Below are 21,864 nucleotides of genomic sequence, written 5' to 3'. Positions count from 1 at the left end.
TAATGCTTTTTATTTGAAATCACATTTAATGCAATTCTTTTCAATGAAAGAATGTGATTTAGATGGATTCCTTGCAAATGCAAAGATGAATTTGGCAAATTCACATCCTGGAGATTCTTTAAATGATGTTTCAGATTTTTATACTGAGATTGTTGGAGATCGGCATGTAGCTGATTTAGCCGCTTGGCATATTGCAAGTAAGGATTATATCTCGGATACTTTAAAACTTCAGCAGAGTTTTTCTAGAGATTTAGTTTTAGATTTTGGAGGAGGGATTGGAACGCATGCCTTAGCTAATGCTATGTCTTCAAAAGTTGAGCATGTTTTTTTTGTAGATATTAATGAAACAAATAGAAACTTTGTTGAATATAGGGCTAAGGAATTAGGAGTCGAAAAGAAGCTTACTTTTTGCAAGACAATTAAAGATACCCAAATATCGAAATTTGATACGATAGTTTGCCTTGATGTTTTGGAACATCTTGCCGATCCAGCTTCTCAAATTGAGATTTTTAATGAGTTTATGGATTCTAATTCTATTGCTTTATTTAATTGGTATTTCTATAAAGGAGAAAAAAATGAATATCCTTTCCATATCGACGATGTTGAAATAGTTGAAAAGTTTTTTAAGACTCTTCAATCAATGTTTTTAGAAGTTTTTCATCCTATTCTTATAACAACAAGAGCTTATAAAAAAAATTAGATAACTATATTAACTCTTTTTCTATTCCTTAAATTTCTTTTAATACTTTCGAAACTTACAGTACCTTCTTTTAGTGCAAAAAGAGTGTCATCTTTGCCTTTGCCAACATTGATTCCAGGCAAAAAGGATGTACCTCTTTGGCGGATTAAAATTGATCCAGCAGTTACTTTTTCTCCACCATAAGCTTTTACGCCAAGTCTTTTGGAATTTGAATCTCTACCGTTCCTTGTAGAACCTGTTCCTTTTTTATGTGCCATTAGAAAATTTTAATTTGTAGATTTTTCAGATTTTGGTTTAGATTCCTTTTGAACAGTTTCCTTCTTTGAAGAAGACTTAGGAGCACTTTTACCTGTTGATATAGATTTTACCATAACTCTTGTAAGTTCTTGTCTATGACCCATCTTTCTTCTTGTCTTTTTTTTAGGACGCATCTTGTATACAAGAATTTTTTTATCTCTCTTGTGTGAAACGACTTCTAATTCAATTTTTGCATTTTCAATATAAGGTTTACCAATAGTGATCGAGTTTTTATCCTTTAAAAGTAAAACTTTATCTAATGTTATCTTTTCTTTTTCTTTTGCATTTAACCTGTCTATGTCATAGTATCTGTTAACTTCGAACCAAAATTGTTGTCCTGAAGTTTCTGCTATTGCATACAACTCATTTCTTTTAGAAGAATTGTTTGAAGAGTTTTTAGAATTTGTCATATCTTAAAGACGCTATTAGGCTCAAATTTTTAATTTGATTAAGCCAAATAAGCAATCATATATAGTTTGTTTATTTTCTTATTTTGTAGTGTAATAAGTCAAGGGTTGTTTTAAATCTTTTGTATCAATTTCAGGAATCAAAACAATGGCAGTAAGAAAAACATATATTTTAAAACTCTATGTTGCTGGAAATACTCCTAATTCAATGAGAGCTTTGAATACTTTAAGAGGAATTTTAGAAAATGAATTTAAAGGGGTTTATGCTTTGAAGGTTATCGATGTACTTAAAGAACCCCAACTTGCAGAGGAAGATAAGATTTTAGCTACCCCAACCTTATCTAAAATTTTACCTCCACCAGTTCGAAAAATAATTGGTGACCTCTCTGATAGAGAGAAAGTTTTAATTGGTTTAGATCTACTTTTTGATGAATTAACAGAAACTGAATATAGTGGAGATAAATAATATATAGAAACCTTTTTTAATTAAAAATAAATTTAATTTTTATTTTTTATTGAAAATTTTCTGAAAAAACCATGAAAAATAAGAAATTTGGTAAATCAAATAAAATGCAGGTACAAAAATTACCTACCGGTATTGAAGGCTTTGATGATGTTTGTAGAGGTGGCCTGCCTGTATCTAGAAGTACTCTCATTAGCGGCACATCAGGGACTGGTAAAACTGTTTTTTCGCTTCAATACTTACACCATGGAATTTGCAATTTTGATGAGCCTGGGATATTCGTTACATTCGAAGAATCACCTTTAGACATAATAAGAAACGCTGCTAGCTTCGGATGGGATTTACAAGAATTAATTGATCAAAATAAATTATTTATATTGGATGCCTCTCCAGATCCTGACGGCCAAGATGTTGCGGGTAATTTTGACTTGTCTGGTCTTATTGAGAGAATTAGCTACGCAATAAGAAAATATAAAGCAAAAAGAGTTGCGATAGATTCAATAACTGCAGTTTTTCAACAATATGATGCCATTTACGTTGTGAGAAGAGAAATCTTCAGACTAATAGCAAGATTAAAAGAAATAGGAGTTACAACAGTTATGACTACAGAAAGGGTTGATGATTACGGCCCTATTGCTAGATATGGAGTAGAAGAATTTGTTTCTGATAATGTTGTCTTATTAAGGAATGTTCTAGAGTCAGAGAAGAGAAGAAGAACTTTAGAAGTTTTGAAGTTAAGAGGGACTGTACATATGAAAGGGGAATTCCCATTCACTATGGGTATAGATGGGATAAGTGTGTTTGCTCTTGGGGCAATGAGACTTACGCAAAGATCTTCAAATATTAGAATTAGTTCTGGAGTTAAAGATCTTGATGATATGTGTGGAGGAGGTTATTTTCAAGATTCCATTATCCTCGCCACAGGAGCTACTGGTACTGGTAAGACAATGCTTGTATCAAAGTTTGTAGAAGATGCTTATGACAACAATGAAAGAGCAATACTTTTCGCATATGAAGAATCTAGGGCTCAATTGCTTAGGAATGCAACTAGTTGGGGCATAGACTTTGAAAAGATGGAAAGTGATGGGTTATTAAAAATCATTTGTGCATATCCTGAATCAACTGGTTTGGAAGATCACTTGCAAATTATAAAAACGCAAATTAATCAATTTAAACCAAAGAGAATGGCAATAGATTCTCTATCCGCATTGGCCAGAGGTGTAAGTTTGAACGCATTTAGACAGTTTGTAATTGCAGTAACTGGTTATACAAAACAAGAAGAGATAGCTGGTTTTTTTACTAATACTGCAGAAGAATTTATGGGAAGTCATTCTATTACTGATTCTCACATATCAACCATTACAGATACTATCTTGTTACTTCAATATGTGGAAATAAAAGGAGAGATGGCTAGAGCTTTAAATGTTTTTAAAATGCGGGGATCATGGCATGATAAACGAATAAGAGAATTTATTATTACAAATCGAGGACCTGAAATAAAAGATTCTTTCTCTAACTTTGAACAGATATTTAGTGGTGCCCCTCATAGAATTGTGCCTGATCAAAATATTCAAAATGTTTTTAAAGGGTTAGATAATAATTAGATAATTTCGCTGATTTCAGAGCTTGAAAAGTTATCTGTATTGTTAATAGTTTGAGTCAACAATTCATCTTTATCAGATTGTGCCAAGGATAAGTCAAACCAAAAGGTTGTTCCAACTCCTATTTCACTAGCCATACGAATTTCTCCGCCATGTTTTTCAATTATCCCTCTCACTATAGATAAACCTAAACCAGTTCCTTGCTCAGTATGAACGGAATTCTCGACCCTATAAAAACGATCAAATATCTTTTCTTGATCAGCTTGAGATATTCCTGATCCTGTATCAGCAATTTCAATTCTTACTTTTGGTAATGGTGAAACTAACTCACATTGTGGAGCTCCATTATCTCTTTTATTTGGGGGTAAGGCAGGACAGGAATCTGGCCAAGTATATGCTCTTATCATTAGGTTGCTGTTTTTTGGACTAAATTTCAATCCATTACCCAGCAAATTATCAAAAACTTGTAAAAGTAAATCAAAATTCCCAAGTATTGAAGGGATAGTTTCTTCTATATCATGTGCCAATGAAACATTTTTTTCTGTAGCATTAAGTCTATAGTTTCTGAGAGTCTGTTCTATTGCTGACTTTATATCCATTTCCTCCAGTTTAATTATTTTCCCTGACTCCAATCTTGATAAATCTAATACATCATTCACAAGTCTTGTTAATCTATCAGTCTCTGAATTGGCAATACCCAGAAATTCGAGTTGTTCTTCATTAGATAGCTGATCTTTTAAATCATATAAGGTCTCTACGTAACTCTTAATGTTAAAAAGTGGTGTCCTTAGTTCATGCGAAACATTACTAATAAATCTGTTTTGTGCCGCATTTAGTTCTACCTCTCTTGTTAAATCTTGAATTGTGACGGCAATGCCTTTTAATTCAACTTTGTTTGTATCTAATACTGATTGTAAGACAATTCTTAAAGTTCTAGCCGGTTCTCCTAAGCTAAACCTTAAATCATCATTCTCCTTTTCTCTGTTTAGGATAGATTCTATATTTGTGTGTAGGTCATTAGATAAAATTTCGGGGATCTCATTTAAAAAATATTTCCCTTCTAAGAATCTTCCTTCCCAACGGAATAGTCTTTTTGCTGTTGGATTAGTAAGTACTATCTTCCCTTTGGCATCAAGTAATATTGCCCCATCAGCCATAGTGGCTATTAGTGATTGCTGCTTTATTTGAGCGGCTTTAAGTTCTTCAATGTTTGCTTCGTCATAATTTTCTAACTGAGTGGCCATTCGGTTAAATCCATTTAAAAGTTCTCCTAAATCTCCTGTCATAGGTATAGAAATTCTGGATTTGAAATTCCCTTTTGAAATTTCCCTAACACCTCTTACTAATTCCCTTACTGGTCTTGTAATTGTCAGTGCATTGAATACAGCTCCAAGTATTACTAAAACCCAAATAGAGATAAAAACTGCTATTGTCACCTCTCTTGTTAGTGCGGCACTGGCTAGGGCTTTTTTATTAGGTGTAACTCCTAAAGCTAAAGTTCCAAGATATTTCCCTTTCCAAAGCATTGGAACAAATACATCTGTTACTTGACCCTGAGGTGTAACATGCTGCCTAACTAGTGGGAATTGTGGTCTTTTCTTTAATTCTGATGGTAGTTTTAATCTTCTAGTGAGCTGAAACTGACTTTCTGAGCTTGTTGGAGTGGCACTAATCGGTATTCCAAGTTGAACTATGTCTTCAGCATCAGTAAAAAATATGTAACGTAGATTTCGACTTGATCTCCAAAACTTTTCAGCTACATTTGAAATCTCTTTTTTTTGGTTATTAGCAACTAATTCTGTGATATTTCCGGATAACAATAATCCAAGATCTCGAGCATATCTAGTATCATTCATTCCAGCATCTCTTTGAATGCTATTTAGTGCAAAAAAAGTTATTCCTGTCATTAGTAGGCTTACCACGAGAGTTGCTATTGCTAACAATTTAGTTCTTAAACTAAACCCACTCCACCAAGAAAAAAGGCTATTAATCCAATCGTTATTATTAATATCTTCATTATCGGCGTTGTTATATTGTCTACTTTCTCGATTATTGGTATCTACCACAAGCTTAATTCTCCTTAGAAAAGTTTTTTCTTACTTGATGACCTATATCTTTTCTAAAGTAAATACCATCAAAATTTATTTCTTTTAAATTCTTGTATGCTTTATTAAAAACCATATCAAAATCTTTATCTTGACAGACAATACTTAAGACTCTTCCTCCATCAGTTAGTAATTCCCCATTTTTACTTAGAGAAGTACCTGAGTCGAAAATCTGACAATCAGTTGAGTCAATTTTTCCTATTTTTATTGGAAAGCCAATTTTATATTCGTTAGGGTAACCCTTTGAGGTCGCTATTACACAACCACTAACCTTATCATGACGATCAATTTTTTCTTGCCCAGTTAAATTTCCCATCGAGCATTTTTCTAAAAGAAATAAAAAATCTTGATCCATCAAAGGCATGATTGTTTGGCATTCTGGATCACCAAATCTGCAATTATATTCTATAACTTTGGGTCCAGAAGTTGTGAGCATCAATCCAAAATAAATTACGCCTTTATAATCAATATTTCTTTTATTTAGTTCATTTATTGTGGGTTCAATGATCTCTTTGATGATTCTGTTAAGGGAATCTTCTGTTAATAGTGGGGCAGGAGAGTAAGCTCCCATCCCTCCAGTATTTGGACCTTTATCTTTCTCATTGAGGCGTTTATGATCTTGTGCAGTTGGAAGTAATATGTATCTCTGTCCATCACAAAGAGCAAAAACTGAAACTTCTGGACCCTGAATTTTTTCTTCTAAAACAACCACGTTACCAGAGTTTCCAAACTTACCATTGAAGATTGATTCTGCTGCTTTAAAACATTCATCTTTTGAATGGGGAATAAAAACACCTTTACCTGAAGCCAGACCATCCGCTTTCACTACTAGAGGAAAAGGTGATGAATGGATAATTTTTTTTGCTTCTTCTAGAGAATTGACTTTCCAAAAGTTTGCGGTTGGAATATTTGCGTTTTGCATAAATTCCTTTGCCCAAGATTTGCTATATTCTAATTTTGCTCCATCTTTACCAGGGCCAAACACTTTAAAGTCTTTTTTGCGAAGAAAGTCAGCTAATCCATTCGCTAAAGGTATTTCTGGTCCTATTACAATTAAATCTATTTTTAAAAAAGCAAGCTTTTTAACCAATTCAGTTTTATTGTTTATGTCAATTTTTATTCTTTCACATTTTTTTATTCTTTCTGATCCAGCGTTACCAGGTATTAAATAAACTTTTCTGACTGATTCATTTTTTTGAATAGCCCAAGCCAAAGAATTTTCTCTCCCACCATTGCCAATTATTAAAATATTTTTTAACCTACTGATGGTCTTAGAACTTTTTGAATTAATACTCATAAGTTTGTTTTTGAAGGTTATGAGGTTTCGATAAATAATCAGTTAAAATAAATTAAACTGTTTTTTAAAAATGTATCTCCAATAAATATGTTAATTAAAAATCGTACTTTTAGTGATCAAATGAGGTCTTAAATTAATGAATAATAAATATGAATTGCTTTACGAAGGGAAAGCAAAAAAAGTATTTTCTCATGATGATGCAGATAAAGTAATAATTGAATTTAAAGATGATGCTACGGCTTTTAATGCGATGAAAAAAGCTAAATTTGAAGGGAAGGGTAAACTGAATTGCCAAATAAGTGCAAGAATTTTTGAACTACTTGTGAATAATAATATTCCAACTCATTTTCTTGAACTTAAAAATCAAAATACAATGATTGCACAAAAAATAAAAGTAATTCCCTTAGAAATTGTTCTTAGAAATACTGCCTATGGTTCTTTGTGTAAACAAACGACTATTAAATCCGGGACTGCCCTTGAAAAACCATTAATTGATATTTACCTTAAAAATGATGAACTTAATGATCCGCTAATTACAAAAGATAGAATTGAATTAATGAACATACTAAGCTCCAACGATTTGGATTTAATAATAGAATTAACTTTAAAAATTAATGGGATCCTGAAAAGTTTTTTTAAAAATATTCAGCTTCAACTTGTAGATTTTAAGTTGGAGTTTGGTTATGATTTTAAAAAAAATATTCTTCTTGGGGACGAAATAAGCCCCGATAATTGTAGATTGTGGGATCTCAATCAGAAAAATGATATAATTGTAAGTCTAGACAAAGACATATTTAGGAATGATTTAGGTGGTCTAATTGAAGCTTATAGTGAAATTAACAGAAGAATAAATGATTTCATTTAACTCAATTCAATTAATAATGTTTTATTTACTTTAATCAAAAATTCTATGCCAAAACATTTTTTAAAATTTAGAAAGGTTTTTACAAATATTGCTTGTTCACCCTTAATTTTGTTATCAAATAATTCAGAACTAGCTGCCAAGTATTCGCAAAATGAAGATGAACAATCGATATCAATATTGGAAATAAACAATATTAACAATGTTTTATTTCAAGGATTTGATATTAAACAAGAGAAAAATTTCTTTGTTGCAGAAAATCAAAAAAACATTAATCAAGAAAGAGTTCTTATCTCAGAAATAATTATCGAAGGTTGGGAAAATCATCCTGAGGGTAGAAAACTTGAATTGGCTGCATATGATTCTATGAGTATCAAACCAGGAAGTATTGTTGATAATCAAATCTTAAAAAAAGACCTAAATTCAATATATGCTAGTGGTTGGTTTTCAGGAGTCAAAATAAAGTCTCAAGATGGACCATTAGGAGTGATGCTAATTGTAAATGTAGTGCCAAATCCAATTTTGACGAAAGTTCAACTTAATCCAATAAATTCTGTAATACCTAATTCATACGTAGATGAGATTTTTAGTAATTTTTATGGCACAACTCTTAACCTAAATGAATTACAAAATAAGATAGAAATAATAAAAAAGCGTTATGAAAGTGAAGGTTATTCTTTAGCTAGAATAAATGGCCCAGATAGAATCTCTGAAAACGGGATAGTAACATTAAATGTTTCTGAGGGTATTATATCTGATATAAAATTAAGATTTCCAGGATCTGATGGTGAATCTATTATCGATGGAAAACCTAGAAAAGGGAAAACAAAAGACTGGGTGATAAAAAGAGAGTTAAAAACGCAACCAGGCACTATATTTAATAGAAAAACTTTGGAAGCAGATATCAAAAGGCTATATGCCACATCATTATTTGATGATGTCAAGGTATCTCTTGGTCCAGATAATCTCAATCCTGGCCAAGTCATGATTTTTTTAGATTTAAGCGAGCAAAGAACAGGATCATTAACAGGTGGCCTTGGTTATAGTAATAGTTCAGGTATCTTTGCCTCAATTGGTTTGCAGGAGACTAATACACTAGGTAGAGCATGGTCTACAAATATCAACCTAAATTTTGGAGAATATTCAACAACCTATAATTTTTCTTTATCTGATCCATGGATTAAAGGAGATAAACATAAAACTTCTTTTAGAACAAATGTTTTTCTAAGTAGAGATTATCCACAAGAATTTAAAAGTGAAAATAATGGGCGTATATACGCTGTAGATGATACAAATACTTCAACTTCTGATACTTTTTCATCAATAGTTTTGGAAAAAACTGGGGGTGGATTTTCTTTCTCAAGACCTCTTAATGGTGGAGATCCATTCAAGGCGGCTAAATGGAGAGTTCTTGCTGGTATGAATTTTAAGAAAGTAAAGATGATTGATGGCAGTGGGAATAAAAAACCTTATGGTGATTTAACCCCAACTACAGGTAATGTAAGCGATATTATCTGCATCGGATTTAACCCAAATGATGGTTCATGCCCTGCGGAAAACACATTAGTAAGTTTTATCGCAAGCACATCTAGAAACAATTTGAATAATTCTATAAACCCAACTTCAGGAAATAAATTAAGCTTTGGCACTGAACAGTTTGTTTCAATGGGTGAAAACTCTCCAACTTTCAATAGAATGAGAGCCTCATTTTCACATTTTATACCAACAAAATTGATAAATTTAACCAAAGGATGTAGGTCTAGTAATGCGACTAGTGAAGATTGTCCACAAGCTATAGGTTTTCAATTTAAGGCTGGAACTATTATTGGAGAACTACCTCCTTATGAAGCATTTTGTATGGGAGGAACATCATCTGTAAGGGGTTGGGGATCTTGTGATTTGGCTGTAAGTAAAAGTTTTGTTGAGGGCACAGCAGAATATAGATTCCCTGTTTGGCGAATGCTATCAGGAGCTTTATTCGTTGATGCAGGAAGTGATTTAGGCTCTCAAGAGGATGTCCCAGGAAAACCTGGTAAGTTATTGCAGAAATCTGGTTCTGGTTATTCAGTAGGTGGGGGAGTCGGAATAAAAACCCCAATTGGTCCATTAAGATTAGATGTTGCCAGTAAGGACCTAAGTGGAGATTGGAGATATACACTTGGAGTTGGATGGAAGTTTTAAGTGTTTTCTTGGTCAACTAATTATGATTATTGCTATACCCTGGCTGGTGTTATCTCCAGGGAAGGTGTAGGCCTTCATAGTGGAGAGAAAACAAGCGTTACAATTTCTTCTTATGAAAAAGAAGGATTTCATATCTCTTTTAGGGACAAGCCTAAAAAGATTTTTAAGCTAACACAAGATTTAATTGGAAGTACGATGCTTTGTACGGCAATTAAATTAGGAAGTAGAAATTTATATACTGTCGAACATTTATTAGCTTCATTGGCTGGATGTGGTTTAAGTTATATTCATATTGAGGTTGATGGCAAAGAGATCCCGCTTTTAGATGGATCCGCAATACAGTGGGTTAGAGCTTTTGAAGAAGTAGGAATAAAAAAGGTACCTAAACCAGATAATTTTTTTCTAGAGATTAATAAATCAATAATTTTAAATAGAGAAGGCTCAGTTATAGCTGCTACACCCTCTGAAAAAACTACAATTATATCTACTATCAGTTTTCCCTATAAAGCAATTGGAAATCAAACTTATGTGATTGATTTAAATCCAAAAAGTTTCGTTGAAATGATTGCTCCAGCAAGAACATTTGGTTTTAAAGATCAATTCCAAGAATTAAGTGAACTTGGATTGATAAAAGGAGGAAGTTTAGAAAATGCTCTTGTTTGTAATGGTGATGAATGGGTTAATCCACCATTAAGATTTGATAATGAACCAATAAGACATAAAATTTTAGACCTTATTGGGGACTTGGCTTTGGTAGGGTTACCTAAGGCACAAATTTTAGTTTATAAAGGATCACATTCTTTAAATGCTTTATTGGCCTCATCGCTAAAAAATTAACTTTATCTTTAATTGTTTTGGAAAAGAAATTATCCAGTGAAAATAATCAACTTTCCTCTGAGAAAATACTAGGTTTATTACCTCATAGGTATCCTTTTGCTCTTGTGGATAAAGTAATAGAGCATATTCCTGGGGAGAGGGCTGTTGCAGTAAAAAATGTAACTATAAATGAGCCTCAATTTCAAGGACATTTTCCTGAAAGGCCTATAATGCCAGGTGTTCTTATTGTTGAATCAATGGCTCAAGTTGGAGGAATAATAGTAACGCAAATGGCCGATCTCCCTAAAGGACTTTTCGTCTTTGCGGGAATAAATAATGTTAAATTCAGAAAACCTGTTGTGCCTGGAGATCAATTGATAATTACTTGTGAATTACTGAGTATTAAAAGACAAAGATTTGGAAAGATTAAAGGTGAGGCCAACGTAGATGGGAAGTTGGTTTGCGCTGGTGAATTAATGTTCTCATTAGTTGATTAGTTATATGGAGAATCAAAATACTGAATTACAGTCAAGCTTTAGTGGTGTAAAAGTTCACCCTAATGCTTTTGTTGATCCAAGTGCCGAATTACATGATGGAGTTATTATCTCTCAAGGAGCTATTGTCGGTCCTAATGTGATAATTGGGAAAGGAACAGAAATAGGACCAAATGCTGTTATTACTGGAAGAACTCAACTTGGTATTAAAAATAAAGTTTTCCCAAATGTGTGCATAGGTCTGGATCCTCAAGATCTTAAATATAAAGGGGCTCCTACTGAAGTAATTATTGGAGATAATAATACTTTTAGAGAATGCGTAACTATTAATAAGGCGACCGATGAAGGAGAAAAAACTATTATTGGCAATAATAATTTGTTAATGGCATACACTCACATAGGCCATAATTGTGAACTTGGGAATAGGATAGTTTTATCAAATAGTGTTCAAGTTGCAGGCCATGTAAAGGTTGAAGACAAAGCTATTATTGGTGGTTGTTTAGGTATTCATCAATTTGTACATATTGGATATTTAGCAATGATTGGAGGGATGACGAGAGTTGATAGAGACGTACCGCCTTTTTGTTTAGCCGAAGGACATCCAGGAAGATTGAGAGGTTTGAATAGGATTGGAATTAAAAGAAGTGGTTTGATGGAAAATAAGGACTTCGATTTAAAACTTTTGCAAAGTACTTGGAATTTACTTTTTAAGTCCAATAACGTAATTGCTGACGCATTGGATATGGCAATAAAATGCAAATTAGATCTTTCTTCAACAAAATTATGTGATTTTTTAAAAGATTCAATATCAAAAGAAAGACGCGGGCCAATGCCTTTTATAAATTAATGAATAAAAAGATATTTATCAGTACCGGGGAAGTCTCTGGAGATTTACATGGCAGTTTATTGTCAAAAGCATTATTTGATGAAGCTAGAAAATATGCAATTAACTTAGAGATCTATGGACTAGGCGGCGAAAAGATGAAGAATGAAGGAGTTCAAATTATTCAAGATACTACATCAATAAGTGCGATAGGAATATGGGAGATTTTACCTCTAATTCTTCCTATGATGAAAGTTCAGAAAAAATTTTATAAATCCATAAAGAAGTTACGTCCAAATTGTTTAATATTGATCGACTATATGGGACCTAATATTAAAATTGGGTCAAAATTAAAAAGATCGAGAAATAATTTTCCTATTTACTATTATATTGCTCCTCAAGAATGGGCATGGAGATTTGGTAACAATAGCACTACAAATTTAATTAATTTTTCAGATAAAATTTTTGCGATTTTTAAGCAGGAAGCAAACTTTTATAAGAGGCGGGGAGGAAATGTTTTTTGGGTTGGACATCCAATGATTGATTTGACGAAAAAACTACCTTCGAAGAAAGATTCGAGAACAATTTTGGAACTTCGACCAAATCAGAATATCTTACTTTTAATGCCTGCATCAAGACCCCAAGAGTTGAGATATATATTACCTACCTTCTTGAAAACTGCAAAACAATTACAATTAAGATATCCAACCCTTGTTGTATACATACCATCCTGTAGGAGAGTTTTTGATAAAAGATTTAGAAATGGTTTGGATAAATATAAAATCAAAGGAAAGGTTATTTCTCAAAAAGATAATTCCGAATTGATGCTTTATATTTATGCATTAACAAAACTAGCATTATGTAAATCTGGCACAGTTAATATGGAATTGGCTTTATATGGAATACCACAGATTGTTGGATATAGAGTGAGTAGAGTTACCGCTTTTATTGCAAAAAAAATTCTCAATTTTAAGGTGAGGTTTATTTCTCCTGTGAATCTTTTAGTTAAGAAATTAGTAATACCAGAGTTTGTCCAGAAAAATTTTAATGAAAAGAAAATTTTTTATAAAGCTTGCAGGATTATCGATCTGAAATCAGAAAAAGCAAAAATCAAAAAAGGTTATACTCTTTTGAAAAAAGAATTAGGGGATGAAGGAGTAGTTGAAAGAGCAGCCAAAGAAATTATTAATTCCATAATTTGAACTTTATAATAAAAAAATGAAATATTTTTTACCTTTAATAATTGTTTTTTCAATATTAATTAACCCTTTAAATACTTTTGCAGAAGAATTGATTCTTGCCGGGGGTTGTTTTTGGTGTTTAGAGCATGATTTAGAGTCCCTAAATGGGATAAATTTTGTAAAAAGTGGCTATTCAGGAGGGGATTTACAAAATCCTACCTACGAAAATCATGATGGCCATCAGGAAGTGGTTTTAGTTGAATATGACTCTAACTTAGTAAGTTTACCTGAGATACTTAGGCTTTATTTGAGAAATATTGATCCTCTTGACGGTAATGGTCAATTTTGTGATCGTGGAGATTCTTACAGGCCTGTGATTTTTTACAAAGATACAACCGAGGAAAGTTATGCAAAAAATGCAATTATTTCGGCTTCTAGTGAATTGCGAGTGCCATTAGAAAAAATATCTGTAGAACTAAAATCAAAAGGTCAATTTTGGTTAGCTGAAGAATATCATCAAAATTTTGCTGAGAGAAATGAATTAAAATATAAGTTCTATAGATTCTCATGTGGCAGAGATCAGAGGTTGGATAAGTTATGGGGGGATAACGCTAGATCAACAAATCTTTGGACTGAATGATTTTAAATATAATTATTTATTTTTAATCCATTGAACAAGAGTTTTAACTCCAAAACCGGTTGCACCTGATGGATTAATCCCCTTATTCTTATCTGTCCAACAAGTCCCAGCTATATCGATATGAGCCCATTTAATATGTTTATCAAAGAATTCCTCTAAAAACAAAGCAGCAGTTATTGACCCACCCGCTCTAGGACCTGTATTTTTCATATCAGCTATATGAGACTTTAACCCTTCTTTATAAGATTTTTGTAAAGGCATTTGCCATAATTCTTCTCCAGCCTGTACTGATGCAGCTTTTATATCATTTGCTAGATCATTATTATTGCTCCAGAATCCAGCTACATCATTCCCTAATGCAACAACAATAGCTCCTGTTAAAGTGGCGAGATCTATTATTGAATCTGGTTTTAAATTGGATGCGTAAGTTAAAGCATCAGCTAATGTGAGCCTACCCTCTGCATCAGTGTTATTAATTTCAATTGTCTTACCATTAGATGCCTCAACTACATCTCCAGGATGTACTGCAGATCCATTTATCATGTTTTCGCAAGCTGCCACAATAAAATGTATTTCTAATCCCTTTGGTTTTATTGCTCCAAGTGCTTTTGCTGCTCCTAAAACTGCAGCGCTTCCCCCCATATCATATTTCATCATTTCAATTTGAGAGGCTCCTACTTTCAGGTTGTATCCTCCAGAATCAAAGGTTAAACCCTTCCCAACAAGCGCAATCTTTTCTTTTATAGGCCCCTCTGACTTCAAAGTAAGATGTATAAATTTAGGATCTAGATCAGAACCTTTTGCTACAGCTAAATATGCACCCATCCCTAAATCTTCACATTCTTTTGCCTCTAAAATTTTTACTCCCAATCCATGATCTTGAGCTATTTGAGAGGCTTGCATAGACATTTCGTGGGGCGTAAGACTGTTTGGAGGTGCGGCTACAAGTCTCCTGGCTAGTTCTACACCTTCACATATTTTTTCGGTCTCTTCAAAGCTAATATTCTCAAATTCTTTTAAATTCAAAAACTCTATTTCTTTAAGCACTTTATTTTCATCTTTTTTCTTATTGAATCTATTATCCTTATAAGCAGATAATCTGACTGACTCTGCTAATTGATTTATTTCTAGTTGTGAATTTATTAATTCCCAAGGTAGAAAGATGCTGATTTTTTCATTTTTATCAACTGTTTTTCTAATTAGATTTCCAATGGAGTTTTCTATATCACTTTTATTTAGGTTTTTTGATTTGCCAAGACCAACTATGATTAAAGTTTCTAATTTTTGATCTAAAAATTCAAAGCTTAAAGTTTTTCCTTTTTCTCCTTTGAATTTTTTCTGAGTAACTTTTTTTAGTAATAATTTTGGTTCAACAACAAATTTTATGTTTTCAAGTTGGCTTGCAATTTCTTCCTCTAAAACTCCAAAAATTAATGAAGCACCTTGCCAGTTATCTAGATTTTTTTGAAATGTGGAAAATTGCATTTGTAAAATGGATTTAATTAACTTTTAGTTGTTTGTGAAAGTAGTTGCCCACCTATCTCGGGTTTCTTTATTAAAAGGTGGTAACCATAAATATATCAGTTGCTGTTCTAATTTACGTCTTAATTTTACTTCTTTCGGCACATCTAAGAAGAAACGAATATCTTGGTCACTTGAGAGATTGTTATAAGCTAAGGCTTCTTTATAGTTCATGAGGTAATTTTTACAGTCATGTTCTCCCTTCCATCTTTTATTTGCTGAATTTGTTTCACCTATATAAAGGATTATTTTAGAACTATCCATCGAGTCAATTACAAAATACATTGCTGGACCATTGTGTATATATTGATTGGTTCTCCAAAAGTTCAATGATAATGGCTGCAGCGAAAAAGGATCAATTTTTCTTTCATTGGAAATTGTATTTATAGGAAGACTTGTTTGGTGCAAAGTTTTATTGTGAGTATCTTTTGAAATCTTGAATTGGTGATTATGGATTCTATCTCTCCATTCAGTTAAGATTTCGCCTTTGATTTTTAGATTATTTGAGTTTTGAAAATTAATTGATGTATTTACATTTGCACCAAATAATTCAAATTGTCTATTTTGTTTTGGAATATTATTTATGTTGAATTTTTCCAATATTTATGAAATATGTCTACTAAATTTAATTCTGAAAAAATATAAATCAAAGAATTATTTATAAACTAAAATTTATTAATGTTCTAATCAATTTAAAAGATTCTTGTCATTTTGTAATTGAGCTTTAATCTTGCGAAGTAAAAAAATAGAAATGGGATTTTTTGAGCAGGAAAAAATGCAAGAAAAGATATTTTTATTTTTTAGTTTTAAAGAGCCCATGAAAAACTTTTCATAAGCTTGAGTTTTTGAATATTTTTAAATATGAATTATATTTTTTATATAAAGATATAAACGAAAGATCAAAAGCAAAACAATATCTAAAAGAAGCATTAGATCATTATTCAAAAGCAATTTCTATAGCTCCTTAACAAGAAGAGGTTGAAAATTTGGAATTAGATAGGGATCTCGATCTGATAAGCCCTGCTGATGTTTATAGAGCCAGAGGTGACGTATATAATTTTATGAATAATAAGTGGAAGAAAGCTTGTAGTGATTCGAAGGTTGCTAAAAAACTTGGTGATGAGGGAGCTCGAGATAATTTCAGAATCTTTAAATGTTGATATTGTGTATGCTGAAAAAATTAATGAATCAAACAATCATTTTTTTGATGTAAAATAGATTATATTAAAAATTCAAGTTTTAATTTGAACTTTCTTTGAACTTTTTTTAAAATGTCAGTAATCATCACAGTTCAAAATTTAGAAGTTCAAACTTTGAACTATATGAAATCAATCAGAAGCATTGCAAATAAAGGAGTTTACTAGTATGGGATTCTTTGAGTCAGACATCGTTCAAGAAGAAGCTAAAAAGCTTTTTACTGATTACCAAGAACTTATGAAACTTGGCTCTGATTATGGAAAATTTGACAGAGAAGGTAAAAAAATGTTTATAAAAAAAATGGAATCTCTAATGGACCGTTATAAGGTTTTTATGAAGAGATTTGAATTGTCTGAGGATTTTCAAGCAAAAATGACAGTAGAACAATTAAAAACACAATTAAGCCAATTTGGTATTACTCCTGATCAAATGTTTGATCAAATGAATAAAACCTTAATAAGAATGAAGGATGAACTTGATAAAACTTCTTAAATTTAACAGTTAAAGCTACATGTCTGATCAATTAATATTGCCATCATGGCTGACAAGAGGAATAGAAGAATACTTTCCAATTAAGGGTACTGATAATACTTTTTCGGAGATAATTGATAATGCGAAAAAAAATAATAAAAAATTAAGGGTTAAACTCGGAATCGATCCAACTGGAACCGATATCCACCTCGGGCATAGCATATTGTTTAAAAAACTTAGGGCATTCCAAGATAATGGACATATTGCAGTTTTAATTATTGGTGATTTTACTGCTCAAATAGGAGACCCAACTGGAAAAAATAAAACAAGAGTGCAGTTATCGGAGAAACAAGTTAAGGATAATGCAAAAACATACTTGTCCCAACTAGGAATGGGGAAGCCAGCTAATGAATCTATTTTAGATTTTGATTCAAAAGATAGAATAGAAATTAGATATAACAGTGAATGGTTAAAAGATTTAAATCTTAATTCGATAATTGAATTAATGGGGAGTGCAACAGTTAGTCAAATGCTAGCTAAGGAGGAATTTAATAAAAGGTACACTTCACAAGTTCCAATTGCTTTGCATGAATTTTTATATCCACTATTACAAGGTTACGATTCGGTAGTTGTTCAATCAGATATTGAGCTTGGAGGTACAGATCAGAAATTTAATATTGCAATAGGAAGAGATCTTCAAAGGTATTTTAAACAAGAACCTCAATTTGGTGTTCTGTTGCCAATTTTGACAGGTTTAGATGGAATTAAGAAGATGAGTAAATCTGAATTTAACACTGTAGGTTTGACTGATGATTCTCTTACAATGTTTTCAAAGTTAGAAAAAGTACCCGACAATATAATACCTACCTATTTTGAATTACTTACTGAATTAGATTTGAGTTTTCTTGAAAACTCAAATCCTCGTGAATTACAGAGAAAAATGGCTTTAGAAGTTACGACTTTATTCCATGGGGCTGAAGAAGCATTAAAGGCGCAATCGAACTGCGAAAAAATATTCCTTGGAAACAAAGAAGAAGTTGGAGATATTCCAGAGATTTCATTAAAAGAAATAGTTTTTCCAGTTAAGTTTTTTTACTTGTTAAGTGCTCTAAAACTTTTCAAATCTAGCAGTGAATCCAAAAGATCTATCAAAGGTGGAGGCGTAAAAATTGATAGCCAGAAAGTAATAAATCCTGAGTTAGTGTTTGATTCAAAAAATGATTTGGAAGGGAAGATTTTGCAAATTGGAAAAAAAATAATTAAGAGGTTTGAAAACTGAAAATTGATGAATAACAGATTTAATTCAGAAGATAAAATAATATTGGCAATTGATGGACTAGATCTAAGTCAAGCAAAATTACTTCTAGAAAAATGTCCTAATATTAAGTGGGTGAAAGTTGGTTTAGAGCTTTTTGTTAGGGAAGGTCCAAAAGTTATTGAAATATTAAAAAGTTTAAATAAAAAAATTTTTTTAGACTTAAAATTTCATGATATTCCAAATACCATGCTTGCAGCATGTTTCCAAGTTTCAAAATTAGGGGTTGATATGATTTCTATTCATGCTTCAGCAGGTCTAAAAGCTCTTAAGGCTTCGAAAAAAGCATCTCTAGAAGGAGCTCTCTCAGTCAGTGTAAAACCTCCAGTTGTTGTTGGCATAACTGTATTAACCAGTTTCTCACTTAAAGATTTTCAAACTGATCTTGATAGAAATAATTCAATTGAAGAAAATGTATTGAGACTTGCAAAGTTGTCTTTTGATGCTGGATTAGATGGATGTGTATGCTCCCCTTGGGAGGTAAAAATGTTGAGATCTATTTATAAGGATAATTTTGAACTAATTACACCAGGTATAAGGTTAAAGATTGATAATAAAGATGATCAAAATAGAATTATGACTCCGCATGAAGCTATAGATAATGGCGCTTCTAAATTAGTTATTGGCAGATCAATATCAAAATCTATAGATCCTAATAAAGTTCTAATAGAAATATTTAAATCTATTAATTCTGGTTAATTTTGGATTCTTCTCCCTTTAACAATCTTGTTATGTTTGTTCTATGTTTCCAGATTACTAAAAATGCCACAATTAAACTTATAAAAAAGTATGAGTGCATAAAATTACCGAGGTAAAAAAACATAAAAATAGGAAGTAAGATTGCAGCTGAAATACTTGATAAAGAAACAAATTTAGTTTTTGTTAGGACTATTAAAAAAATGCCAAGAGATGCTAGTCCAACTTTCCAAGAAAGAGCCAAAAACATGCCTAATCCAGTCGCAACAGCTTTCCCTCCTTTACCTCTAAGCCATATTGGCCAAATATGTCCTGAGATAGCGGATATGCCTGCTAAAACTTCTATTAATCCTTGATCGGTGTAATATTGAGCAATTTTTACTGCAATAAGGCCTTTCCCAACGTCAATGATAAAGACAAAAAGTGCTGGCCATTTTCCAACATTTCTTAAGACATTTGTGGCACCTGTAGATCCAGAACCTATAGTTCTTAGATCTATATTTTTGATATATTTCCCAATTAAAAAACCTGTCGGAAGTGATCCTAAAACATAACTTGTAAAGATTATTAAGATATTCATAAAGATTAGTTTAGTTCAAGATCATCGTAAATTTCTTTATCTGATCCGGCAAATGCGACCCATAATGGGAATTGAAGTATTGGAATTTCAACAGAGGTTTCTGCCGCATCAATTATAATAAATGGCAATTCTTCATTGGCTTCTAATCTATCAGCTCTTTCGATGACACCTTCAGGCCTTTCAAAAAGAACAATCCCACTATTAGGTCCAAAGTCATCTCTTGTAAGACCAAGTGAATCTTGAAGAATTCTTCTCCATTCTCCTAATCTTTCAGGCTGCGAGGCTAAGATAAGAGTCTGAAACTGATCTCCATACAATTCGCCAAGAATAGATATTAAACCAGCTGATAATAAGGCATTTTTTTGTCGAGATCCTCGACTTTCTAAAGAACCTCTGCCACCCATATTAAAGAACCAATCATCAATGGTTTCTATATCTGATGAATCAAGACTTCGTCTTAATTTCCAAGGTTCAGCATAAAAATCAGGTTGTCCTGTGAAAGTTGAAAAGCAGTTTCTTATGATCTGCTCATCTGGCTTGAATGTTTCAGAAAGAGCAGGAACATTAACCACATTATTTGTACTGTCTTTCTTTGTTTCATCAAGTGGTGATGGCTTTACGATTATTGGTTGAGAGACTAATTCAAGTTTCTCAACGTTTTGTGAAAGATTCTGTAAAGCCCCAGTTAAGTACTCTTGAAAGCCTTTAACTCTTTTAGCAATATTATCTGAATGTCCTTTAAAGTTTGCCTCAATATCTTTTTCTAATTCAGTTTTTTTTGTTTCTAGCACTTTTATTTCTTTTACTAAAGAGTCTTTTTTTGAAAGGAGATCGCTAAAAATCTCATTAGAAATTTCATCAAAAGGTTTGTTTGCTTTCTCGTTTTTTGAAGCAGTTTTTTTATTTTGCGTGGTATTTTTCTTGCTAATTGGTTTGGTTTTATCATCTGAAATCGACTTATCTATTATTAATTCCTTCTGAGGATGACTGTTTGAAATTTCTTTATTGGTCATTTAAATAATTTTTTGAAGATTAAGCAAAAACTAAATTTTAGGATTTTTTAATTTCCAGGGAGTCAACTTTTTTTAAAAGTTCATCTTTTAATTGTTTTGGATTAAATAATATTGGTAATAAATGAGGACTTGACTTTTCTCTGAAATAAAAAATACCGGGGATTATAGGAAAAAAGAATTTCCAAGATATCCAGTTCTTGAAGGGAAAAGTTCTAATCTCTTTCCCTAATTGTAAAACGATAAAATCATCACTTGTTATTTTTATTCTTAATGTAAATGCTTGAAGTAATAAAAAAAAGCTAAAAGATGCAGAAACTATTGTAGGCCAAGAACCAATATTTAGAAATAAAAGCATAAAACTTAAAACTATTACGATGATTGGCAATTGAAATGATGGTGATATTATTACAGATTCTTCCTTTTCTGATTTAGGGTTAAACATAGACTCATCCAAATAAAATTTGTGTTAGGAACACATCCATTAAAGATACAGTAACAAGAGTCATTACAACCGCTCCTGTTGTACTTGTTCCAACTTCTTTTGGACCACCTTTAGTGGTGAGTCCATATCCACAAGCAATAATTGAAATAAGTAACCCAAACACTACAGATTTTATCAACATTGAAGTTAAGTCTGTACTGGTTAAGCTTACATTACCTGATCTTACAGATGTCCAAAAAACTATTGGAGGAACTTTATAAAAAATTGTGCTCCAAATTTGTCCACTCCACAAAGACACAGATAAAAATAAAAGACACTGTATCGGAGACATTATTACCATTGATAGCAACCTTGGAACTACCAAATATTGGACTGGTTCTGTTCTTAACATTGTTATGGCTTCAATTTGTTCTGTAACTTTCATAGTACCTAGTTGAGCAGCATAAGCTGTGGCAACCTTCCCAGTCATTAAGGTAGCAGTTAGAAGAGGTGCCATTTCTCTTGCCATTCCTACTGCTAATAAACCTCCTATTTCACTTGAAACTCCCATACTTGTCAGTTGTGATGCAACTTGAATATTAAATACTGTACCTGCAGCAATTCCTGTAATTAATACAATTAACAAACTTCCCGGACCTGACTCCATTAGTTGATCAAAGAGATCATTCTTTGAAATTTTACCTTTAAAGATAAAATTAATTGCTTGCCCACCAATGATTAGGCTGCTTAGGAGTCTTTTGAAAAACCTAGGATAATACATAT

General features: G+C 32.1%; 25 protein-coding genes. 15 read left to right on the top strand and 10 right to left on the bottom strand.

Annotated elements, in window-relative coordinates; all coding sequences use genetic code 11:
* Positions 1-28: 28 nt before the first annotated feature.
* Complete coding sequence (locus tag HA146_RS07530; RefSeq protein WP_209109292.1) at positions 29-700, top strand: class I SAM-dependent methyltransferase; 672 nt, start codon at positions 29-31, stop codon at positions 698-700.
* Here the strand turns inward: HA146_RS07530 and rpmA are convergent.
* Positions 697-957, bottom strand: a complete 261-nt coding sequence (gene rpmA, locus HA146_RS07525) for a 50S ribosomal protein L27 (protein WP_011863458.1) — start codon at positions 955-957, stop codon at positions 697-699. The genes HA146_RS07530 and rpmA overlap by 4 nt on opposite strands.
* A 9-nt stretch (positions 958-966) precedes the next feature.
* On the bottom strand, positions 967-1,407 hold the full coding sequence (gene rplU, locus HA146_RS07520) for a 50S ribosomal protein L21 (RefSeq protein WP_209108940.1): 441 nt from the start codon (positions 1,405-1,407) through the stop codon (positions 967-969).
* A gap of 145 nt (positions 1,408-1,552) precedes the next feature.
* Between rplU and kaiB the strand changes: the two genes are divergently transcribed.
* Both kaiB and kaiC read left to right on the top strand, forming a co-directional pair.
* Entirely contained in the window at positions 1,553-1,870 is a 318-nt protein-coding gene (kaiB, locus tag HA146_RS07515) for a circadian clock protein KaiB (protein WP_209108939.1), read from the top strand.
* A gap of 71 nt (positions 1,871-1,941) precedes the next feature.
* Positions 1,942-3,471, top strand: coding sequence for a circadian clock protein KaiC (kaiC, locus tag HA146_RS07510; protein WP_209108938.1), 1,530 nt, complete (start codon positions 1,942-1,944; stop codon positions 3,469-3,471).
* Here kaiC and HA146_RS07505 read toward each other — a convergent pair.
* Positions 3,468-5,534 carry a HAMP domain-containing sensor histidine kinase gene (locus HA146_RS07505; RefSeq protein WP_209108937.1) on the bottom strand — a complete coding sequence of 689 codons (2,067 nt, stop codon included), beginning with the start codon at positions 5,532-5,534 and terminating at the stop codon, positions 3,468-3,470. The genes kaiC and HA146_RS07505 overlap by 4 nt on opposite strands.
* Before the next feature lie 4 nt (positions 5,535-5,538).
* A complete protein-coding gene (purD, locus tag HA146_RS07500) occupies positions 5,539-6,870 on the bottom strand; it encodes a phosphoribosylamine--glycine ligase (protein WP_209108936.1) in 1,332 nt (443 codons plus the stop codon).
* A gap of 136 nt (positions 6,871-7,006) precedes the next feature.
* Here purD and purC point away from each other — a divergent pair, with 136 nt between their 5' ends.
* Genes purC through msrA form a run of 7 tightly spaced genes read left to right on the top strand, consistent with a single transcriptional unit; the run spans position 7,007 to position 13,867 of the window.
* The gene (purC, locus tag HA146_RS07495; protein WP_209108935.1) at positions 7,007-7,735 is read left to right on the top strand and encodes a phosphoribosylaminoimidazolesuccinocarboxamide synthase; all 729 of its coding nucleotides are present in this window, start codon (positions 7,007-7,009) and stop codon (positions 7,733-7,735) included.
* Between the two features lie 45 nt (positions 7,736-7,780).
* Positions 7,781-9,913 carry a BamA/TamA family outer membrane protein gene (locus tag HA146_RS07490; protein ID WP_209108934.1) on the top strand — a complete coding sequence of 711 codons (2,133 nt, stop codon included), beginning with the start codon at positions 7,781-7,783 and terminating at the stop codon, positions 9,911-9,913.
* Positions 9,914-10,750 (top strand): UDP-3-O-acyl-N-acetylglucosamine deacetylase, encoded by an 837-nt coding sequence (gene lpxC, locus HA146_RS07485; RefSeq protein WP_209108933.1) that lies wholly within the window; start codon positions 9,914-9,916, stop codon positions 10,748-10,750.
* 17 nt (positions 10,751-10,767) lie between these two features.
* A complete protein-coding gene (gene fabZ / locus HA146_RS07480; protein WP_209108932.1) occupies positions 10,768-11,226 on the top strand; it encodes a 3-hydroxyacyl-ACP dehydratase FabZ in 459 nt (152 codons plus the stop codon).
* 4 nt (positions 11,227-11,230) lie between these two features.
* Positions 11,231-12,070 (top strand): acyl-ACP--UDP-N-acetylglucosamine O-acyltransferase, encoded by an 840-nt coding sequence (lpxA, locus tag HA146_RS07475; protein ID WP_209108931.1) that lies wholly within the window; start codon positions 11,231-11,233, stop codon positions 12,068-12,070.
* Positions 12,070-13,248 carry a lipid-A-disaccharide synthase gene (gene lpxB / locus HA146_RS07470; RefSeq protein WP_209108930.1) on the top strand — a complete coding sequence of 393 codons (1,179 nt, stop codon included), beginning with the start codon at positions 12,070-12,072 and terminating at the stop codon, positions 13,246-13,248. The genes lpxA and lpxB overlap by 1 nt, the downstream gene beginning before the upstream one ends.
* Before the next feature lie 16 nt (positions 13,249-13,264).
* Positions 13,265-13,867 carry a peptide-methionine (S)-S-oxide reductase MsrA gene (msrA, locus tag HA146_RS07465; RefSeq protein WP_209108929.1) on the top strand — a complete coding sequence of 201 codons (603 nt, stop codon included), beginning with the start codon at positions 13,265-13,267 and terminating at the stop codon, positions 13,865-13,867.
* A gap of 12 nt (positions 13,868-13,879) precedes the next feature.
* On the opposite strand, the gene HA146_RS07460 is transcribed toward msrA, so the two are convergent.
* Together HA146_RS07460 and HA146_RS07455 are read right to left on the bottom strand one after the other, a co-directional pair.
* The gene (locus HA146_RS07460; protein ID WP_209108928.1) at positions 13,880-15,352 is read right to left on the bottom strand and encodes a leucyl aminopeptidase; all 1,473 of its coding nucleotides are present in this window, start codon (positions 15,350-15,352) and stop codon (positions 13,880-13,882) included.
* Positions 15,353-15,376: 24 nt separating this feature from the next.
* Positions 15,377-15,988: a hypothetical protein gene (locus tag HA146_RS07455; protein ID WP_209108927.1), complete on the bottom strand. Its 612-nt coding sequence runs from the start codon at positions 15,986-15,988 to the stop codon at positions 15,377-15,379.
* Positions 15,989-16,233: 245 nt separating this feature from the next.
* Here HA146_RS07455 and HA146_RS09665 point away from each other — a divergent pair, with 245 nt between their 5' ends.
* The 5 genes from HA146_RS09665 (at position 16,234) to pyrF (ending at position 19,070) form a co-directional block, all read left to right on the top strand.
* Positions 16,234-16,356: a hypothetical protein gene (locus HA146_RS09665; protein WP_257469915.1), complete on the top strand. Its 123-nt coding sequence runs from the start codon at positions 16,234-16,236 to the stop codon at positions 16,354-16,356.
* An 18-nt stretch (positions 16,357-16,374) separates the two neighbouring features.
* Complete coding sequence (locus tag HA146_RS07450) at positions 16,375-16,548, top strand: hypothetical protein (protein ID WP_209108926.1); 174 nt, start codon at positions 16,375-16,377, stop codon at positions 16,546-16,548.
* Positions 16,549-16,753: 205 nt separating this feature from the next.
* Complete coding sequence (locus HA146_RS07445) at positions 16,754-17,077, top strand: DUF1825 family protein (protein ID WP_002807348.1); 324 nt, start codon at positions 16,754-16,756, stop codon at positions 17,075-17,077.
* A 19-nt stretch (positions 17,078-17,096) separates the two neighbouring features.
* Positions 17,097-18,335, top strand: a complete 1,239-nt coding sequence (tyrS, locus tag HA146_RS07440; RefSeq protein WP_209108925.1) for a tyrosine--tRNA ligase — start codon at positions 17,097-17,099, stop codon at positions 18,333-18,335.
* 6 nt (positions 18,336-18,341) lie between these two features.
* Positions 18,342-19,070, top strand: coding sequence for an orotidine-5'-phosphate decarboxylase (gene pyrF / locus HA146_RS07435; protein WP_209108924.1), 729 nt, complete (start codon positions 18,342-18,344; stop codon positions 19,068-19,070).
* On the opposite strand, the gene plsY is transcribed toward pyrF, so the two are convergent.
* The 4 genes from plsY to HA146_RS07415 are packed head-to-tail and all read right to left on the bottom strand — an operon-like array spanning position 19,057 to position 21,862.
* Positions 19,057-19,647, bottom strand: coding sequence for a glycerol-3-phosphate 1-O-acyltransferase PlsY (gene plsY, locus HA146_RS07430; protein ID WP_209108923.1), 591 nt, complete (start codon positions 19,645-19,647; stop codon positions 19,057-19,059). The genes pyrF and plsY overlap by 14 nt on opposite strands.
* Positions 19,648-19,652: 5 nt before the next feature.
* A complete protein-coding gene (locus tag HA146_RS07425) occupies positions 19,653-20,660 on the bottom strand; it encodes a DUF3086 domain-containing protein (protein ID WP_209108922.1) in 1,008 nt (335 codons plus the stop codon).
* Positions 20,661-20,697: 37 nt separating this feature from the next.
* The gene (locus HA146_RS07420; protein WP_209108921.1) at positions 20,698-21,102 is read right to left on the bottom strand and encodes a DUF3119 family protein; all 405 of its coding nucleotides are present in this window, start codon (positions 21,100-21,102) and stop codon (positions 20,698-20,700) included.
* Between the two features lie 4 nt (positions 21,103-21,106).
* Complete coding sequence (locus HA146_RS07415; protein WP_209108920.1) at positions 21,107-21,862, bottom strand: MlaE family ABC transporter permease; 756 nt, start codon at positions 21,860-21,862, stop codon at positions 21,107-21,109.
* Positions 21,863-21,864: the final 2 nt, after the last annotated feature.

This window comes from Prochlorococcus marinus CUG1416 (genome assembly GCF_017695965.1).
Lineage (GTDB): Bacteria > Cyanobacteriota > Cyanobacteriia > PCC-6307 > Cyanobiaceae > Prochlorococcus_A.
This window is presented reverse-complemented; position numbering and strand designations above follow the sequence as displayed.

Bases quoted from the DNA above. Each gene is read 5' to 3' on its own strand.
- tyrS (WP_209108925.1), top strand. From the start codon at position 17,097: ATGTCTGATCAATTAATATTGCCATCATGGCTGACAAGAGGAATAGAA.
- pyrF (WP_209108924.1), top strand. From the start codon at position 18,342: ATGAATAACAGATTTAATTCAGAAGATAAAATAATATTGGCAATTGAT.
- HA146_RS07445 (WP_002807348.1), top strand. From the start codon at position 16,754: ATGGGATTCTTTGAGTCAGACATCGTTCAAGAAGAAGCTAAAAAGCTT.
- HA146_RS07490 (WP_209108934.1), top strand. From the start codon at position 7,781: ATGCCAAAACATTTTTTAAAATTTAGAAAGGTTTTTACAAATATTGCT.
- rplU (WP_209108940.1), bottom strand. From the start codon at position 1,407: ATGACAAATTCTAAAAACTCTTCAAACAATTCTTCTAAAAGAAATGAG.
- lpxB (WP_209108930.1), top strand. From the start codon at position 12,070: ATGAATAAAAAGATATTTATCAGTACCGGGGAAGTCTCTGGAGATTTA.
- rpmA (WP_011863458.1), bottom strand. From the start codon at position 957: ATGGCACATAAAAAAGGAACAGGTTCTACAAGGAACGGTAGAGATTCA.
- lpxA (WP_209108931.1), top strand. From the start codon at position 11,231: ATGGAGAATCAAAATACTGAATTACAGTCAAGCTTTAGTGGTGTAAAA.
- HA146_RS07420 (WP_209108921.1), bottom strand. From the start codon at position 21,102: ATGTTTAACCCTAAATCAGAAAAGGAAGAATCTGTAATAATATCACCA.
- HA146_RS07460 (WP_209108928.1), bottom strand. From the start codon at position 15,352: ATGCAATTTTCCACATTTCAAAAAAATCTAGATAACTGGCAAGGTGCT.
- HA146_RS07415 (WP_209108920.1), bottom strand. From the start codon at position 21,862: ATGTATTATCCTAGGTTTTTCAAAAGACTCCTAAGCAGCCTAATCATT.
- HA146_RS07425 (WP_209108922.1), bottom strand. From the start codon at position 20,660: ATGACCAATAAAGAAATTTCAAACAGTCATCCTCAGAAGGAATTAATA.
- purD (WP_209108936.1), bottom strand. From the start codon at position 6,870: ATGAGTATTAATTCAAAAAGTTCTAAGACCATCAGTAGGTTAAAAAAT.
- HA146_RS07530 (WP_209109292.1), top strand. From the start codon at position 29: ATGCAATTCTTTTCAATGAAAGAATGTGATTTAGATGGATTCCTTGCA.
- msrA (WP_209108929.1), top strand. From the start codon at position 13,265: ATGAAATATTTTTTACCTTTAATAATTGTTTTTTCAATATTAATTAAC.
- kaiC (WP_209108938.1), top strand. From the start codon at position 1,942: ATGAAAAATAAGAAATTTGGTAAATCAAATAAAATGCAGGTACAAAAA.
- kaiB (WP_209108939.1), top strand. From the start codon at position 1,553: ATGGCAGTAAGAAAAACATATATTTTAAAACTCTATGTTGCTGGAAAT.
- purC (WP_209108935.1), top strand. From the start codon at position 7,007: ATGAATAATAAATATGAATTGCTTTACGAAGGGAAAGCAAAAAAAGTA.
- plsY (WP_209108923.1), bottom strand. From the start codon at position 19,647: ATGAATATCTTAATAATCTTTACAAGTTATGTTTTAGGATCACTTCCG.